Source organism: Actinotignum urinale DSM 15805 (assembly GCF_000420445.1).
Taxonomy (GTDB): domain Bacteria; phylum Actinomycetota; class Actinomycetes; order Actinomycetales; family Actinomycetaceae; genus Actinotignum; species Actinotignum urinale.
In genome coordinates this window covers 1-17,711 of sequence record NZ_ATUY01000004.1, presented here as the reverse complement: position 1 = coordinate 17,711, position 17,711 = coordinate 1, and the positions used below count along the sequence as shown (strand labels likewise).

13 protein-coding genes and 1 tRNA gene are annotated in these 17,711 nt (G+C 49.7%); 4 read left to right on the top strand and 10 right to left on the bottom strand.

Annotated elements, in window-relative coordinates; translation table 11 throughout:
- The 6 genes from G445_RS0103865 to G445_RS0103835 all read right to left on the bottom strand — a co-directional run bounded on the left by G445_RS0103865 (nucleotide 1) and on the right by G445_RS0103835 (nucleotide 9,882).
- Entirely contained in the window at nucleotides 1-1,527 is a 1,527-nt protein-coding gene (locus tag G445_RS0103865; RefSeq protein WP_022866252.1) for a Re/Si-specific NAD(P)(+) transhydrogenase subunit alpha, read from the bottom strand.
- 174 nt (nucleotides 1,528-1,701) lie between these two features.
- Nucleotides 1,702-2,685: a DNA polymerase III subunit delta gene (holA, locus tag G445_RS0103860; RefSeq protein ID WP_022866251.1), complete on the bottom strand. Its 984-nt coding sequence runs from the start codon at nucleotides 2,683-2,685 to the stop codon at nucleotides 1,702-1,704.
- A gap of 160 nt (nucleotides 2,686-2,845) precedes the next feature.
- Nucleotides 2,846-4,693, bottom strand: coding sequence for a ComEC/Rec2 family competence protein (locus G445_RS10810; protein WP_022866249.1), 1,848 nt, complete (start codon nucleotides 4,691-4,693; stop codon nucleotides 2,846-2,848).
- A gap of 111 nt (nucleotides 4,694-4,804) precedes the next feature.
- Nucleotides 4,805-5,641: a ComEA family DNA-binding protein gene (locus tag G445_RS10805; protein WP_169511060.1), complete on the bottom strand. Its 837-nt coding sequence runs from the start codon at nucleotides 5,639-5,641 to the stop codon at nucleotides 4,805-4,807.
- 172 nt (nucleotides 5,642-5,813) lie between these two features.
- Nucleotides 5,814-6,824 carry an aldose 1-epimerase gene (locus G445_RS0103840; protein WP_084676472.1) on the bottom strand — a complete coding sequence of 337 codons (1,011 nt, stop codon included), beginning with the start codon at nucleotides 6,822-6,824 and terminating at the stop codon, nucleotides 5,814-5,816.
- Between the two features lie 145 nt (nucleotides 6,825-6,969).
- Nucleotides 6,970-9,882, bottom strand: a complete 2,913-nt coding sequence (locus tag G445_RS0103835; protein WP_026420932.1) for a leucine--tRNA ligase — start codon at nucleotides 9,880-9,882, stop codon at nucleotides 6,970-6,972.
- 391 nt (nucleotides 9,883-10,273) lie between these two features.
- Here G445_RS0103835 and G445_RS0103830 point away from each other — a divergent pair, with 391 nt between their 5' ends.
- Nucleotides 10,274-10,714, top strand: coding sequence for an HIT family protein (locus G445_RS0103830; RefSeq protein WP_022866245.1), 441 nt, complete (start codon nucleotides 10,274-10,276; stop codon nucleotides 10,712-10,714).
- Between the two features lie 4 nt (nucleotides 10,715-10,718).
- On the opposite strand, the gene G445_RS0103825 is transcribed toward G445_RS0103830, so the two are convergent.
- Both G445_RS0103825 and G445_RS11460 read right to left on the bottom strand, forming a co-directional pair.
- Nucleotides 10,719-11,408, bottom strand: coding sequence for an HAD hydrolase family protein (locus G445_RS0103825; protein WP_407636589.1), 690 nt, complete (start codon nucleotides 11,406-11,408; stop codon nucleotides 10,719-10,721).
- A 155-nt stretch (nucleotides 11,409-11,563) separates the two neighbouring features.
- Nucleotides 11,564-12,043, bottom strand: a complete 480-nt coding sequence (locus tag G445_RS11460; protein WP_156825544.1) for a hypothetical protein — start codon at nucleotides 12,041-12,043, stop codon at nucleotides 11,564-11,566.
- Between the two features lie 241 nt (nucleotides 12,044-12,284).
- On the opposite strand from G445_RS11460, the gene G445_RS0103810 reads away from it, so the two are divergent.
- Nucleotides 12,285-12,953 (top strand): metal-dependent transcriptional regulator, encoded by a 669-nt coding sequence (locus G445_RS0103810; RefSeq protein WP_022866241.1) that lies wholly within the window; start codon nucleotides 12,285-12,287, stop codon nucleotides 12,951-12,953.
- Between the two features lie 368 nt (nucleotides 12,954-13,321).
- Here the strand turns inward: G445_RS0103810 and G445_RS09635 are convergent, their stop codons facing one another.
- Nucleotides 13,322-14,677: an NAD(P)/FAD-dependent oxidoreductase gene (locus G445_RS09635; protein WP_022866240.1), complete on the bottom strand. Its 1,356-nt coding sequence runs from the start codon at nucleotides 14,675-14,677 to the stop codon at nucleotides 13,322-13,324.
- 168 nt (nucleotides 14,678-14,845) lie between these two features.
- Nucleotides 14,846-15,670 carry an HAD-IIB family hydrolase gene (locus G445_RS0103800; RefSeq protein WP_169511059.1) on the bottom strand — a complete coding sequence of 275 codons (825 nt, stop codon included), beginning with the start codon at nucleotides 15,668-15,670 and terminating at the stop codon, nucleotides 14,846-14,848.
- A 607-nt stretch (nucleotides 15,671-16,277) separates the two neighbouring features.
- On the opposite strand from G445_RS0103800, the gene G445_RS0103795 reads away from it, so the two are divergent.
- Together G445_RS0103795 and G445_RS09630 are read left to right on the top strand one after the other, a co-directional pair.
- A tRNA-Ala gene (locus tag G445_RS0103795) sits at nucleotides 16,278-16,353 on the top strand.
- 176 nt (nucleotides 16,354-16,529) lie between these two features.
- Entirely contained in the window at nucleotides 16,530-17,135 is a 606-nt protein-coding gene (locus G445_RS09630) for a hypothetical protein (protein ID WP_022866238.1), read from the top strand.
- Nucleotides 17,136-17,711: the final 576 nt, after the last annotated feature.

The window sequence follows — 17,711 nt, the reverse complement described above, 5'->3', positions numbered from 1 at the left end:
TTAGCTCCTCTTGAACATGGACAGCATGCGTGCCGTCACGGTAAATCCACCAAAGATGTTGATGGATGCGATAACAATAGCGATGGCGGCCATCACGAGAACCGCAATGCTACCTGTTGCTAATTGAAGAACCGCACCCACAACAATAATGCCGGAAATAGCATTTGTTACGGACATCAACGGCGTATGTAGGGCGTGGGTAACGTTGGTAATAACGTAGAAACCAACCACGCAGGCTAGCATGAACACCGTGAAATGGCCTGCCATGTGGGCTGGTGCGGTAAAGACAATAGCGAGGGCAATGAGCGCTGCAATGCCGAACCACACGAAACGCATGGGAGATGGAGCTTTTTCTTCAACCGCTTCTGCGGCTGCCGGTGCGGCCGGTTTCGTGGCGGGTGCTGCGGAAACCTGGACGGGCGGCGGTGGCCACATAATTGTGCTTTCTTGTGTGACCGTCACGCCACGAACAATGGTGTCCTCAAGATCGAGAACAAGTTCCCCATCTTTTTCAGGCGTAATGAGCTTCAAGAAGTTCACGAGGTTTTGGCCGAAAAGCTGGGATGCTTGGCCGGGGAGGCGAAGCGCCAAATCTTTGTAGCCAATAATGGTGACGTTATTATCCGTCACAACAACTTCACCAGGAACTGTTCCTTCAACGTTTCCGCCGTTGGCTGCCGCCAAATCGACAATAACGCTACCCGGCTTCATTTTCGCCACGGTCTCCTTGGAAATAAGGATGGGCGCGGGGCGATTGGGGATCAATGCCGTCGTAATAACAATATCTGCAGCCTGGGCTTCGCGTGCATACACTACACCGGCCGCATCTGCTTGGTCTGCCGTCATTTCACGGGCGTAACCGTCTGCGGATTCCTGGGTAACAGGGATTTCCACAAATTCTGCACCCATGGACTGGACCTGTTCGGCAACGTCGGAACGGACATCTGTTGCTTTAACGATTGCACCCATGGAGTTTGCTGTACCGAGAGCGGCGAGTCCGGCAACACCTGCACCAATAACATAGATTGTTGCGGGTGGAACCTTACCTGCTGCTGTCACCTGGCCGGTGAAGAGGCGCCCGAAGTGCGAGGCCGCTTCAATAACCGCTCGATAGCCGGAAATGTTCGCCATTGAGGACCGAACGTCCATGGATTGTGCACGGGAGATACGCGGAATGGCGTCCATCGCCAATGCCGTGATCTTGCGCGCTACTAATGCGTCCACGTAATCAGGATTATTTCCTGGTTCAATACGAGAAATCAGTGTGGAACCACTTTTCATCATATCGAGTTGTTGTGTTTCTGGTGCGTCGGGTACAAGCACAATATCGGCCTGCCATGCTTCCGTAGCACCAACAATGGTGGCTCCAGCAGCTTCATACTGTGAATCCGGGTATGCCGATTCAGAACCTGCTCCGGATTCTACTGCCACAGTGTAGCCAAGCTTAATGAGCTTTGTGACAGTATCGGGAGTGCCCGCAACCAGCGGGCTACCCGTTCTGGGATTTTTTGGTATTCCTACCTGCATCTGTTCTCCTGAGAGAGGGATTATGTGTGCTTCATAGCACATGGATAAGGTAAAAGCGTCATGCTTTTCAACCACCCCCAATTATCGCATTATCTCAGGAATAATTCAGCTGTTGCCCAGATTACCGCACTTTTTAGTGGCGTACCGCACCAGTTTTCATTGTCGTAGGGTCGGCTAAAAACGTTTATTTCGCGCCTCGCCAATGGCGACAATAGCATGTTCAACGGCATATTGCGGGTCGCGTGAAGCGCCTTTAACTTGTTCATCCGCAGTGGCAACGGCACAAATAGCTTGAGCCAGTCCTTCCCCGCTCCAGAAACGCAACTGCCTGCGAGCACGATCCAACTGCCAGGGCGCCATCCCCGTATCGCTACGCCCGCGAGTCGCGCCCTGGGCGAGAGCAAGTTGCCGCAATTTCACCGCCATAGCTGAAACTAGAGGAACCGGATCAACTCTGTTGGCAAAAGCATGACGAACAGCAACGAGCGCCTCCCCCGTTTTTCCATTCACCGCAAGTTCTGCCACATCAAAGGGTGTTGCTTCGCTACGCCCTGCGGAAAAAACTCGGACGTCATCTTCCGTAATCATGCCGTCAACGTCGGCTAAAAGTTGCGCCACGGTTGATAAGAGTTCACGCACATCTTGCCCGAAGGCGTCAACAAGATGTTCGACGGCCCCATCCGTAATTTTCCGTTTCGCTGCACGTACGTCCCCACGTATAAGTGCCGCTTTATCGGAATCTTTTGTAACACGTTCTAGGGTTGTTTGCGGATACCCATGTTTTGCTATAGTGTCCAGAAGTTTCTTTCCACGCACTCCTCCCCCGTGAAGAAGAACGACGACGACATCCGGTTGCGGGTGTTCACAATACGCCAACATATCTGCAAGAAAAGCGTCATTCATTGCCTCACAATGCGTGGCATAGATGAGTGGAACGTCGCCGAAAAGTGAGGGGGTTGAATGCATTGCCAAAGATCCCGCCTGGTAGCTACGCGCATCTACTTTCACCACGACCCGTTGGGGATTGTCCGAAACTGCCTGGTCCAGAACACGCCGAGCCATCCGCTCCCCTAACACCGCTTCTTTTCCCACGATAAGGACGACGGGTGCAGGTTTTATGCGTGAAGCCGGAACTTCATTTTTTCGTGCTCGTGCCATATGTCTAGTATCTCATGCTCGTATTTCTCACGCTTAATCTATTACCGTTCCTAGCTTTCCTTAACGCACGTCTCTTCTTGATACCTCAAATGTTTTCCTTCCTTTCTTCTCGTTGTTTCTTCGACTTTTCCCATTGTTTCTTCCACTTTTTTCTGAAGGTTCATCGCCTTTTGTTCTCGCCCCGCCTTGTTCTATCGTTGTGAAACAGTGATGCCACGTCCTCGTCGTCCCTGAAAAACAACCTTTTTCTTGTGAACTTTTCTCGAAAGCTCACAAGAGAAAAGATTGCGCACACCAGGAAAACATCAACCACACTGGCCACGAGTAGCGAAATCCCTGAACCTGGTAATTCCGCCAAGAACTGCGCAACCCAGGCAATCCACCACGTACACCACTGCGCACACCACAAGAAAATTGACGCGAAGAAATGTGATACCGGCGCAGATAATGCGCCAATAATGCCCGCGAGCGTTAGGGGTGCAACAACCGGAGCAACCAGGGCGTTCGCAAGGACACCCCAGATGGAACTTACCTCCGTAAACAGGAGAAGAACAGGTATGCAAGATAGTTGCGCAACAAGCGGTATTGCGATTCCCTGCGCGAGCATTGCAGGCATGAGTTTTTCGCAGTGAAGGCTTAGCGGGTAACCCCACACAATAATTCCGAAACATGCGCACACTGAAAGTAGAAAACCGTAACTGATGGCAAGCCAGGGACTCACAAAACAGGCAATCATAACCGAACAACATAGGCTACTTACGCCTTGGCTTTGTTTGCCCAGAAGGGTCGCGAGAATCACCATGCAACCCATGAATGTGGCGCGGAGAACCGATGGGCTCGGGCCGACGAGGATAACGAGGGCGCCGAGGGCGAGTGAGGACGCGATAAAGGTGATGGGTGGCGATTTTCTGCCAATGATGAGAACGACGAGAGTTAATACAAGGGAAACGTGCCCGCCGGATACCGCAATGAGGTGGGTAAGGGAGGTGAGTTTCATGGCTTGTTTAAGGTCATCCTCAACGTTGCTATCGTCCCCGAGGGCGACACCGGGGATGAGGCCACGCGCGTGTTCTGGGGAAAAGGCTAACTGGCTGTTTAATGCGTGCGATATGGTGTTCACCAGCGACGCTGTTGGGGACGGTTCGCCATATATTGAGGAGTCTGCGCGCAGCTGGGCACTGTGACGCCAACCGGTTGAGGGCGTTAAGGTTCCCGTTGCGCGAACGCCTTGTCCTTCGAGAGCCGAGCAGTCCACAGGTATGCGGATTCTTGCGCGATGCCCGTATGGAACATTGCCCTTATGCGTGCCTTCCCCGAATATTTTCCTTGAGTCAGATTTCCCCTTCTGATTGAACAGCACCGCACTGTTCGAGACGCTGTATTTACCCGAAACATCGCCCTGCATCCCATTTTTTCCTGAAGCATTACCCCGCTTTCCGCGTTTTGGGTCGAAAACATTATTTCCGGAAACTGTGCGAAGAACCTCGGGACTCACGGTTGTTACACAGCGTTCTTTACCGAAGGCGAGCGGTGAGGGCTGTGCTCGTTCGTCCAGGTGCGCTATGAGCATCACCTTTTCTTTCGGAATATTAATGTACGACGAACTTCGCGCGATTCTCGCGCTCAGTCCTCCGGCAAGGCTTGCTATCAAGCATGCAATAAGTGCGAGATGAAGTTTGCCAAGTATTTCTGTGTTTTTATAGTTTTTATACCTGCTACGGTCAACACTCGACTTCTGGGTAATCTTGATGAATACAGCGATACCACAACATAGGATTCCGGCGAGTATCCATACTCGACACATGATGAACCAACCGCCACCCATAACGGACCACAGCGCGGCAAGCATTGAGAAAGTTGGCGCAATTAAACGCATATCCTGCCATCCCTGTGGCGATATTTCCCCGTCCTCCGCTTTATTCCTACCGCCATTGTGCATACTATGAGCATTTCTTGCTTTATACACAATCTTGCCCTCCACACCGTATCCAACATTATTTCGACGCATAACCGTTGTTACCCTCCAACGTCAATAGTTTTCTCGGTGCATTTATCGAACAATAAAGCACACCAACCAATCACGAAGGAATCCCTTGAGGCACAGATACTTATCGGCTATTTATACAGTGATTCTGCTACGTATTTTCTCGAATTTAGCTTTACCGATTCCGGGAATTTTCATGAGGTCGCTTGGTGTTTTAAACTGCCCGTGGCTTTGCCTCCACTGCACGATATCGTTCGCAGTAGCAGGCCCGACACCAGGTAATGTTTCGAGTTCAGCCTGCGAGGCTGTATTGATATTAATATTGCTACCGTTTTTACCTCCTTGTTTTTCTCCTCCGCCACTATTCATATTTCCGCCCTGGCCACCATCTTGCGCCCCGCCTGCTACGCTTCCTCCTCCAGAGTTAGCCTGCTTGAATGGAATTGATCCGGACGAAACATCGTTTTTATGCGGGATATGAACGTGTTCCCCGTCTTTCATGGGTGCGGCAAGATTAATCGCATACTGCGCCGCATCGTTTGTTAACCCGCCTGCCTGTTCGACGACGGTATTCACTCGGGCATCTTTCCCAACGGTATATACTCCGGGTTTATTCACCTGCCCGGAAATATAGATCGTGATTGTTGTAGCGCCGGCCGGCATTTCTTCTTTTTCACCTTTTTCAGCGCTATCTTGACTGTGTGAACTTTGCCGTGTTTCTTGCCCGCTATCTACGTCTATCCCAGCATCATTCGCTTCGCTCCCTTTCCCGCCCCACGATAACCAGAGGGCAACAAGGATTCCCGCGATGCACAGCGTTCCGAAAGCCAGGACTGAACGCATATCCCATGCCCAACGTTGTTTTTTGCCACGTTCTTGAAGCGCAGCAACATCTTCACCTGTGCCAGATGCTAAAGCAATTGAGGCATAACTTCGCCTCAAAGAATGTGGTGGCGGAATATCTCGTGACATAACAACTCCTTCTTTCCCCATTATGGGAAAAGAAGGAGCTTCGTGTTGTCACAGAATCGCGAACTGTGGATAACCTATATCGTCGCCCTTCCTGTGAATAACTCACATACACAGTGAAAAACTTAGCCCACATCCGTTGCGGATACGTCCACTTCCTTATCCTGGTAGTTCGTTACCCCTGGTAGGTTATTGTTGCCGTGAGTTCCTTGGTGCCCCCAGCGGGAACAGAAATACGGCCGATTTGGTCGTAACGGAAGAAGGTATCCGGTGTTGCACTTCGCGGGCTCACCAGAAGCCCTTGCCGTGCACCGTCGTCCAACCTATCCCCTGTCCACAAACGAACATAGGGAGCTTCTGCAGGTTCTTGCGTCACAAATATTTTTGCGTCACGTGCCGGATCAAGAATTTCCGTTACAACAACTCCCTCATTGTTAGGAATAAGGCTCGTGTATGTGCTATCAATTTCTTGCGTACCGATAATGGACCATTCGACCGGGGAAGTAACACCTGTTCGGGCCGCATCTCCCGGAGCCGGGTGTCCTTTTTCATCCGTCGCCAAACGTGTTCGCGCCATAACTTTCGCAGCCATTTTTGACACGGAAGGCATGTTTCCAAACTGCAGGTAAGGATTCCATCCGATAGCTATCGGCGCGGTAAACGCTCCACGATTCCTCGCACTAATCGAAATCGAAATATGTTCGTCCCCAAAGTTGCTCTCACCTAAAGCAAACACAACTCGAATATCTAAAGGCCACGGATATTCGGCATCGGCCGGTTTTTGTGCTTTCAACACAAGCACATCACCACTTCGTTCTCTGCTAAATAACAAGGAACCAACACGTACGCAGTCCCCCAAACCGTTCGCATCTAAACTGCCTTCGGCATCCTCGAAGGTGTATGTGCTCTGCGCACTTGGCCCAATCCACGGCAATTCGATGAGGCTTTTCCCGCCAAGCTGTTGACGCAACTGTTCGGCAGTATCGTAACCGTCGATAAGTTCGCGATTTTCGCGTGTTGTCCACGAAAGTAGCGTGGCACCTCGTTCTGCAACAAGAGCAGTTGCCCCCGTAGGTGAGGTTAACCGCCACGCGCGTTCTCCATCAAATCTTTCAAGAGAAATCACTGTGCGAGCCACGGCACTCCTTTCGTGGTAGGGAAGGTTTTTGCCTTCCGTTCTAGACATTACGAAACACAACAGTTATGAAAATCTTTGCGCATACACCTTGGGGCGACGGCACATACGCTTTTTTCGTAGTTACGTTTCGTGCGCATCACCGTTAGATGTCGATTCATCCGCACGAAACATAAATACGTGCATACGTGCAACCTTAGGGAACGATATTTACGAGCTTGGGCGCACGAACAATAACTTTACGAGGTTCCCCGTTAAGATATTGCTGGATTCGGTCATGAGCCAAAGCGAGCTTTTCGAGTTCCTCAGCAGAAATAGCTGTGGAAACCTCCATGCGTGCCCGAACCTTGCCCATCACCTGAATAATGCAGGTAATAGTATCGTCCACGAGCAACGATTCGTCCTTGACAACCGGGAAAGGCTGGCCGGACACCAAATCCGTATGCCCAAGTTTTGCCCACAGTTCCTCAGCAATATGTGGGGCAACCGGGCTAACCATCAGCACAAGCGCCTGGGCAGCTTCGCGCGGAACAACTTTGTACTTTGTGAGGTGGTTGTTGAGAACAATCATTTTCGAGATCGCGGTGTTAATACGCATATTTTCGTATTCTTCACCAACCTCGTGAATGGTTCGCGCAAGCAACTTTTCCGTTTGCGCATCGGGCGCTTCGTCGCTCACCGTCACTTCACCCGTGGTTTCGTCAAGAATATTGCGCCACAACCTCTGGAGGAATCGCTGGGAACCAACAACTGCGCGCGTTTCCCACGGACGTGAAACATCGAGTGGCCCCATAGACATTTCGTAGACGCGGAACGTATCGGCACCGTATTCGTCGGCAATTTCATCGGGTGTCACCATATTCTTGAGGGACTTACCCATCTTGCCGTATTCGCGGTTAACTTTTTCGCCCTTGTAGTAGAAAACAGTTTCCCCGTTTTCGTCCTTTTCTTCCACTTCGTCTGCAGGAACGTATTGTCCGCGCGAATCCGTGTAGGCGTACGCCTGAACGTAGCCCTGGTTGAAGAGTTTGTGGAAGGGTTCGGAGGAGCTAACGTAACCCAAATCGAAGAGCACCTTATGCCAGAAACGTGCGTAGAGCAGGTGAAGAACCGCGTGTTCCACACCTCCGACGTACAAATCTACGCCACCTGAAACGTTGCCTTGATCCGGGCGTGGCCCCATCCAATAGGATTCGTTGTCGGGTGCGCACATTGCCTCGTCGTTCAAAGGGTCCGCATAACGCAACTCGTACCAGCAAGAACCGGCCCATTGTGGCATCGTATTTGTTTCACGACGATACTGTTTCGGCCCGTCTCCTAAATCGAGAGTAACGTTCACCCACTCTTCTGCCTTGGACAGGGGCGGAGTCGGGGAAGAATCCGCATCCTCGGGGTCGAAGGAGACGGGCGAGTAATCTGTAATCTCCGGGAGGGAAACGGGAAGCATGTTTTCCGGAACACTATGTGCAACACCGTCCTCATCCCAGAGGATTGGGAACGGTTCGCCCCAGTAGCGTTGACGCGAGAAGAGCCAGTCACGCAAACGGTGTGTAACTGTAGCAAAACCGGCGTTCTTGCTTTCTAACCACGCGGTTATTGCGGCAATCGACTCGGCCTTGTCCATTCCGTTGAGGGAAATCTCTTCATTGGCACTGCCGACAATAATACCGTCGCCCGTGTAGGCACTTTCATCAAGATCGTGCCCATAGGGATCTTCCTTTGGGCCGATGGTGCGAATAATATCCAGATTGTATTTCTTCGCAAATTCCCAATCGCGATCATCGTGAGCAGGAACCGCCATAATGGCACCCGTTCCGTATCCCATGAGAACATAATCGGCGACGAAAATCGGAACCTGTCCCCCATTAACCGGGTTAATACCGAAGAGACCGGAGAAAACACCTGTTTTTTCGTGGGCATCAGCTGTGCGCTCTGTATCGGATTTTTGCGCTGCCTGCGCGCGATATGCCGCAACGGCTTCGCGGGGCGTTGTATAACCGCCCGTCCATTCCTCACGTGTTCCTTCTGGCCAGGTATCGGGAACGGTAAGAGTTGCTACGTCATTCGCGCTTCCGCCCTCAGTTCCGCCCAAAAGCCAGTGTTCTGGAGCAACAACCATAAAGGTTGCGCCGAAAAGCGTATCCGGACGGGTAGTGTACACCTCAAGTTGTGCATTATTTTCGGGGACGTTGAAACGCACTGTTGCGCCTTCGGAGCGTCCAATCCAGTGGGTTTGCATGGCGCGGACTTTATCGGGCCAATCAATAGTGTCCAAATCTTCAACAAGGCGATCCGCATAGGCGGTAATTCGCATCATCCACTGGGAGAGGTTACGGCGGAACACCGGGAAGTTTCCGCGTTCACTGCGACCTTCAGCCGTGACTTCCTCATTGGCAAGAACAGTTCCCAAACCTGGACACCAGTTCACGGGAGCCTGCGCCACATATGCCAAACGGTATTCGGAGAGAAGATCGGCACGTTCCTTCGCGCTCATCTCAGCCCACGGTTTGCCGTCCGGCGTGTCCTTTTTACCGCTCGCAAAGAGTTCTTCAAGTTCAGCAATAGGCCGGGCAGCCCCGTTTCCTCGCCCATCCTTGCGTGGCGCATCCGGGTCAAACCAGGAGTTGTAGACCTGAAGGAAAATCCATTGTGTCCAGCGAACGTAATCCTCGTCCGTCGTCGCAAAACTTCTACGCGAATCGTGCGAAAGCCCCAAACGATGCAACTGGGAACTCATATTCGCAATATTTTCTTCCGTGGTAATTCGCGGATGCTGGCCGGTTTGAACGGCGTACTGTTCAGCGGGCAAGCCGAAAGCGTCGTAACCCATGGTGTAGAGGACGTTTTCGCCCTTCATGCGGTGGTAGCGCGCCACGGTATCCGTCGCAATATATCCGAGAGGGTGACCAACGTGCAAACCGCGCCCCGAGGGGTATGGGAACATGTCAAGAATGAAGAATTTCGGTGCAGACACATCTCCTGCGAGCTCCCCGACGGGGTTAGCCGCGTAAAAAGCCCCCTGCTTTTCCCATTCTGCCTGCCATTTGTGTTCGATTTCTCCCGCGAGTTTCGCGTCGTAACGGTACTGGGTTGTATCCTCAGCGTTCAAAGCCACTCCTTGCTATATTTTCCTGCGTACCATTTTAGCGCGCCCCTGTTTTTTTCTCGCTTCTGCCCACGTATATGATCGTTCACACCGCTATGTTTTACTCACATTTTTTTCGACGACGATTCCGGTACACACGCTCACACCGTCCGCACTCACACCCGCACATTCGCAACCGCTGCGCGCCCGCCCAATTTCACCACCGCACCTTCACAAATCACACACCAGCCACAACATTTTCTGCAACACTCCCGCCCCAAAGTTTTCTGAACCGCGCCCGCCCAAAACTTTCAACACCACATGCGCCCCAACATTTTCCGCATCGGCCCCCGAGGAGCTCCTCACCTTACGCGCCAGATGCACTCTCGGGGAGCCTGGGAGTTAAAATAAACGTATGAGCATTTTTTCTAAAATTATTGATGGTGTTATTCCTGGGCGTTTCGTGTGGGCCGATGATGTCTGCGTCGCCTTTTCCGATGTGAACCCCCACGCCGACGGCCACACCCTCGTTGTTCCGCGTGTAGAAATTGATCGTTTCACAGATCTCGACGACGAAACTGCAGCGCATCTTTTCGTCGTCGCAAAACGTATTGGCAAGGCTCAGATTGAAGCTTTTGGGACTGCTCGTGCAATGCTGATTATTGCGGGTCTGGATGTTCCGCATACGCATCTGCATGTCATTCCGGCTGATTCTCAGAAGGTTCTCGATTTTGCTTCGGCGCGCACCGATGTGCCAGGCGAGGAGCTCGATGCTTCCACTGAAAAGTTGCGTGAGGCTCTTCGCAACCAGGGTTGGGGCGCTTTTGTCCCGGAAAATATGGGTAGCCTACAGTAAGCCCTTACATCTTGGCGAGGTATTTTTCGATAATTTCTGCGGTTTCTTCCCATCCCGAAACATGTATTGTCGCGATTCCGAGGCGCGTAACCGGGTAGTCGTTCCCGTCCGGATCGAGCCTGTCCCCAATAAACAACATGTCCGCTATGGGAATTTCGGTAACTGTGGATAGCTCAGTGATTCCGTATGCTTTATCGACCCCTTTTCGCGTAATATCAACGGATGTTGATCCGCCGGTGCGAACTTCGAGCGTGGGTAAGCGTTTCGCTACAGCTGTCCGCAAGATGTTTTTCTTTTCCCCCGTGGGATCCCATTCGCGTTTTTTCTCAAGTGGTGCTTCTTGCCCGAGCGCGGAGAAGGTTATTTGGGAGCCGCGGTCTTCAATCACTTCGCCCCAGGGGTTGTTTTCCCACAGTCCGAGTTTTTCTGCTTCTTCGCGTAGGGCGATGGTTGCGTCGTTGCGTTCCGCATCGGTTAAGTTTCGTACGTACACGTTTTCCCATGTTTCACGACGACGAATGAAGTACCGTGTTCCACAGGTTGGCATGAGGTGGAGATTTTCTAGTTGTTTTTCTGTGGCTGTCAGGGCATTGAGAACTTGTTGCTCAAACTGGCTGAATTGGCCACCGCTGATAATGCACACCTGGGTTGTGTCAAGGAGTGAGGAGAGGGCTCGTGCCATGCGCTGTGGCATAGGAGATTTTGAGGGTGCGAGCGTATCGTCAAGGTCGAAGGCAATAAGAGAATAAAAAGTCACCCCTACAGAATACATAAATCATGTAGAGGTGACTATGTCCGTACACACCTTTAGGTAAAACAGAAGGTTCTTAGAGGTGTGTTACCGCGTTTTTATTCTTTTTTAGCGTCGACGAGTTCTCCGAGGAGACGTGCAATTCCCGCAACGATTGCTGCGAAGGTGATGGCCGCAACCATTTCAATAAGCTGGGAGAAGTAGAAGGCCGCCCCACCGTAACCTTGGGCCATAACAAAAATGGTGTAGACAACTCGGCAACCGCCATAAATATAGGCGAAGAGCATGAGAAGTTTAGCAAGGTTTACACCGAATTTTTTCTCGAAATTAAAGGCAAAAAGACCTGCAAATGCGCTTCCCACACCCGGAGCTTTAGGAGTAGCAGGCATCTGATAACCACCGGTGGCTGGTGCTGAGTAGGCTGAAGGAGCCCACTGCTGCTGACCTGGAACTGGTTGCTGGGGTTGAGCAAAATTCGGGTTATATCCTGGCTGAGGAGGTTCTGGATTATTGTAAGCAGGCGGCTGATATCCGCCTGCGTTAGAGCTTTGCTGAGCATTTAATGGGTTTTCGCTCATTGTTCAAATCCTTATCTCGGTAAGTAACAATAATTGAATGATAACAAAAATTATTCACAGTGTCGCGTGATGACCACACGCTTGAAGATAGTGGCGAAAATATTAGAAATTACGCTCAAAAGGTGTAATCTAAGTCCACGCGAATCGAACTTTACCTATTATAGAGAGGTAGGCTCAGTAGTGCTTTTTATTCACTCTGCCTTGATACTCTTCACATAACACATATTTATTAAGGGGAAACATGCAACTCTCTTCTTCGCATGAAGACTACTTGGCTGCGTTATGGAAGCTTAAGGAATGGAATGATGCTCCTGTAACAACCGGACAGCTCACTAAAACCTTGGGTGTTTCAGCATCAACAGTGTCTGAAGGTGTAAGTAAACTTGCAAAAATGGGTTTTGTTTACCATGAACCCTACGGGGCAGTTTCTTTTACAGACAAGGGAAGCATGGCTGCCGCACGGATCGTTCGAATCCACCGAGTTATTGAAACAGCACTTGTTCGCTTTCTTAATTACAGCTGGGATGAGGTTCATGAAGAGGCCGGTTCTATTGAACATGCCGTTTCGGAGAAATTTATTACCCGTTTAGATGAAGCTCTTGGCCATCCTGAACGCGATCCCCACGGAGATATTATTCCTCGCGGAGATGACGCTACTCCTCGAAGCACCGCACCCGGCATACATTTAGCTAGTGCACCCGATAATGTGAAAATGCGTATTGAGCGTGTTTCAGACCAGCTCCCGGACTTACTATCCTATTTGGCAAGCGAGGGCATGATTCCTGGAACAATTATTACTGCAAATACACACTCCGGCCCGGGACTAATTGAAATCAGTAGCGAAACGAATAAAGCGGCAATTAGCTTAACCATGGCTGAAAGCATCCTTGTTTCCATCGTTGATAATTAAAGACTCTTCTACTTTCCTTCCTTTGAGGTGGTAGGTAAATATAGTGTGCATCCCCACGCGAATACACGCGTGTTTCAACATGTACCTCACGAATAGAGAATGTGATGCGCTGTAAAAGCGCAATGATGAGCTTGATTTGTATTTCCATACTTCATGGTGACACATAGCTCCCGCACTATTTTTTCGTCGAACTTCGCTTAACTACATAGACCAGCTAATTTAAAAACCACCTATTGTCTATATCGGACGATGCGACAAAATGAGAGGCCCATTTCATTCTTAGATTTGGCGTAGATTAATGTGGGCTGGTGTGAAACTTTCGGTTTCACACCAGCCCACAACGCTTAAGCCACGCTTAAGCCAGGATATTAATCTTGCAGATTAGCCTTGATTTCGTTAACGTCCAGAGCCTTTGTTGCCGTCACTTTACCGTCGCGTGCACGCTTGGAGAAACGCTTGATTTCTCCACCCATGATGAGGTCGCTCTTATGCGGTGCAATAAAGTACTTGGTGGACAAATTAACGGTTGTTGCAAGCATTTCGCGAATGGATTGAAGCTGCTGAATATGAACAGCATTCCACATGAGCCATGCAAACTTACCGCTCATTGGCTTCAAAGGACGAACTTCGGCAACAGCACTACCTGCGCCAACAATTGCCATTGTTCCCTTATCGAAGTAGGAGAAGGGCTTAAGTGGCGCTCCGCTTTCCAGTTCGTTCTTAATAACCTTGGCAATGTGTGCCCCACCCTGCTTGGCTGGCTGAGCCAACTGCGGAAGCCCTTTCTCACCAATAACAGCGACGTCACCGGCAGCGAAAACGCCGTCGACACCGGGAACACGAAGATGTTCGTCAACCTGAATTCGCCCGCGTGCTCCCTGCGGAACACCCCAGTTCTTTACTGCCGGCGGAACACCAACACCGGAAGACCAAACAATAAGAGAAGCGTCTTCCCACTTTTCCTCACCGGTCACATTATTTTTGATGAGAATACGGTTTTCTTCAACCTTCTTCACGGCCTCGTTGAGTTTCACCTTTACGCCACGTGCACGCAGAGCCTCCAAAGCTGCCTTCTGGCTATCTTCATGGAATGGGCCAAGAACGCAAGGCGCCATATCAACAAGGCAAACCTCAAAGAGATCACGATCCACACCGGGGAAAATATCTTCAAAGCTCTTATTTCTTAATTCGGCAATAGCTCCTGCAGTTTCCACACCTGTCGGGCCAGCGCCACAAATAACCACCCGGAAAGGTTCGCCACGTTCTGCAAAGTCAACACCGTCGAGCAAACCAAACAAACGGGAACGAACTTCAATAGCTTCGTCGGATGTATACATAGGAAGTGTATGCTCTTCAGCACCTGGAATGCCGAAGAAAGCAGCACCTACGCCGGTGGCCAAAACAAGGTAGTCGTAGGACATTGTGCGCTCATCATCGAGCTCAATAACCTTATTTTCGGTATCAACATGCTGAAGTTCACCAATAACAAAACGAAGATTCTTCTGCTTTGCACGCAATGCGCGCAAATAATAGTTAATATCGCCTGCGTTAAGAGCGCCTGTTGCAACCTGGTACAACAGCGGTTTAAACGTACTGTAAGGATTTCGATCAATTAACGTAACACGGACATGAGCCTTACGCAGACCCCGGGCAGCCGCAATACCGGCAAACCCACCACCAACAATAACGACGTGCGCAAGCGCACCAAATTTTTCCTGAGACATGATTCAAATTTAATGCATCCTATGTCACATTTCTACATTTTCCGCGTTACAAAAAATCACGCCTTATCTGGAATGAGGCAATTTTACTTGTTATTCTCAAGAAAACTGCACACAAACATTTTGAGAATTCGCCTACAAGGAAATTATGAGAACTCGCCTACAAGGAAATTAGCTGTCCAAAATTTGAGAAACCAACCACGCTACCGGCGCTTCAACATCCGGAAGAACCCCACGTGAAGCATCAATAACCCCCGGTTGCGCATGAGGCATAGCGAACCCCGCCCCAACATTCTTAAGCCACGAAATATCGTTATCCGTGTCCCCCGCGCCCACAACGCCGTCGGCGTGTAAACCTCTTGCCTCAAGCATGTCCGCAATTCCCCGCCACTTTGTGACATCCGGCGCAACCACGTCGATAAATAATTCGTGTCCACGTACCGCACCCTCAAAAAGCGTGCTCCACTCCGACTCCGTATTATTTACAGTTTCCAGGTCCCCCGCAAAAGAGAGTTTAGAAATCGTGTTCGGATCGAGCGATTCTAAATCAACACCTACCGGAGCAACACCTTCATTTGCGTTCAATATAATATCTGGATCTATATAGGTTCCAAAACTTTGTTCGTAGTAGCCCTCTGCGCTCGACGCAAAAATAGCCATACCGTATTTTTTCGCGAATTCTATTGCCAAGCGATATTCTTCGACGGGTAGCGCATGCACCGTAACAATTTTTTCTCCATCCCACACAACCGCGCCCGTGCACGCCACAACCCAACCGGGCACACCTATACGATCCAAAATATTACGTGCGCCATGAAGGGTTCTGCCGGTTGCTAGGGTAATCGGATAACCAGCTTCATGTATCTTCTGAAGAGCTTCAATATTTTGAGGAAGAACACGAGATGTTTCATCCGTAAGAGTTCCATCGACGTCGAACACAAAATTAGTCACGTTTTTCCGTGCCTGACGCAACATTTCTTCCATGGTTATGCTCACCTTACTATTTTTTCCACATGTGCTGATTAAATAACTACGTGTACGCATTCGTTAGGTAACGCACACACCCTAACGCAATACCGACATTTCTCAATATCGCCCTATCAAGGAGTTACCATCAAAACTTCTCATACCAACCCCGGACGAAACGTAAATGCTCACCAGGTCGATACAGACGAACAATCCTCTTTATTATCCACAGACAATAGTAATGGAAACCCGGTTTTTCAGGAAGAAAAATACGAGCCACTTTTCCAACCTCACAGCACATCTGCGCTATCCCTCATTGATAAAGGCGATATTCTCAGGATTATTGTTGCCGGTATCGCACTGGCCGCTTTCGGATTGCTCTCCCCTATCCTTGCAGCTACTATTCACGTGGGTTCCGAGAGTTTCTTTATCTTAAATTCTGCCCGGTTGGCTCCAAGGGCACGACGAAAGGGCGACGACGTGGTGGCTTCTTAGGAAGGTGACGGCTTGTGGTGTTGTTTTGTGACGACGAGGCTCTGCTGAGAATTTTACCGGCTGTGTGACATAAACCTCTGTGTGGTTTTTCAGGAGAGTTTGCGCTTTATGTGCTTTCTCTGTAACATTAATGAAGTCCTTCGGGGCTATGGCGCAGTTGGTAGCGCGCTTCCATGGCATGGAAGAGGTCAGGGGTTCGAATCCCCTTAGCTCCACCATATAGTAATCCTACTTAGGTGACATTATTCAAAACCTTGACTCACCCCCCCCCAGCTATACAATCGTCTTTAAGAATCTGCAGATATAGCACATAGATTCTGCTTAAAACTTGAAAAGTTGATTCGAATCAGACGCAAATCAATTCGACTCAACGCCTTTATCACATGGGAGAAAAATGGCTGACTACGCAACTTCGTTTATGCTAGCGCCCGGAGAAAGTAATGTATCTGGCGTAAAAGTTTCACCTTCTTTACTTACTCCATACCTCAGGGGTGAATTAATGTGTTCCTCTACTCGCCTAGTCTACAAAGTACCAAACACACTTTTAGGTCTTATTCCACTTGGCTCTGAGGAAAATACGATTCCACTCAAATCAATTGCCTCTGTTAATACTTCTGTTAAATTAAAACTTGCACGTCTACTTATCGGACTTATCCTTTTAATCGTCGGCTTAAGTTCCATCAGTTCATTACCACTAGGAACAGTGATTATTCTCCTTATTATTGCGGCTATCTTACTTGCAATGAGCTTTCCCGCTTCATTAAACGTTGTGAATCACGCAGGAGGAATAACAAGTGTAACTGTTTCAATATTAGAAAAAGGCGCACTTCAAAAATTTGCTAAAGAGCTTCAAAATCGCGTGTTTGCCGACCTTGAAGCCACTCGTCACGATGAAGCAATGTCTTCGCGCCTCATGCAAGCGCAATTACAGCAGATGCAACTGCATCAAATGCAGCAGGCAAATATACAAAATTCACAGCAACCACAGCAAGAGAATTAACTCAGCCTCTAAAATCACTACATTTTCAGATCGTAGATTTTTTATAATCTGCGATCTGTTTTTTCTGCATCACACCTCAGCTTCTTGGTGCGCAGCTAACGCTATCGCATCTCCCGTAATGAAACCTTGCCGCACGGGCAGTATTGCCATATGCCCAATGAAGAAAACCCGTAGTGCATTTCTTTTTCAGGTAAAGGTGTAGGTATCTACTAAATCGGCTCTTCGGATTTTGGTGGGGTGGGGGGGGTTTTTGGGGTTGTTGGGGTGGTGTTTTGGTGGTGTTGTGAGTGGGTGTGTTTGAGGGATTGGTTCCGTGTTTTCCATTAGAGGTGGTTTGCAGGGGTGTTGGTGTGTGTTTATAAGGATTCCCGTCATGTTTGGGTGTTAAAAGGGCAGGCTTGTGCCCGCCCTTACATTGCTTTGTGTGGCCGAGGGTATTTTTATTCAGGGAAAATGTTGTTAAGGATACGCCAGTTAGGTTTCCCCGCATATAAAAGAACACGAATTTTATAGTTCATGAAATTGGTAAACCCAAACCCTATACGTTTAATTCTTTTAATCAGATTATTGAAAGAC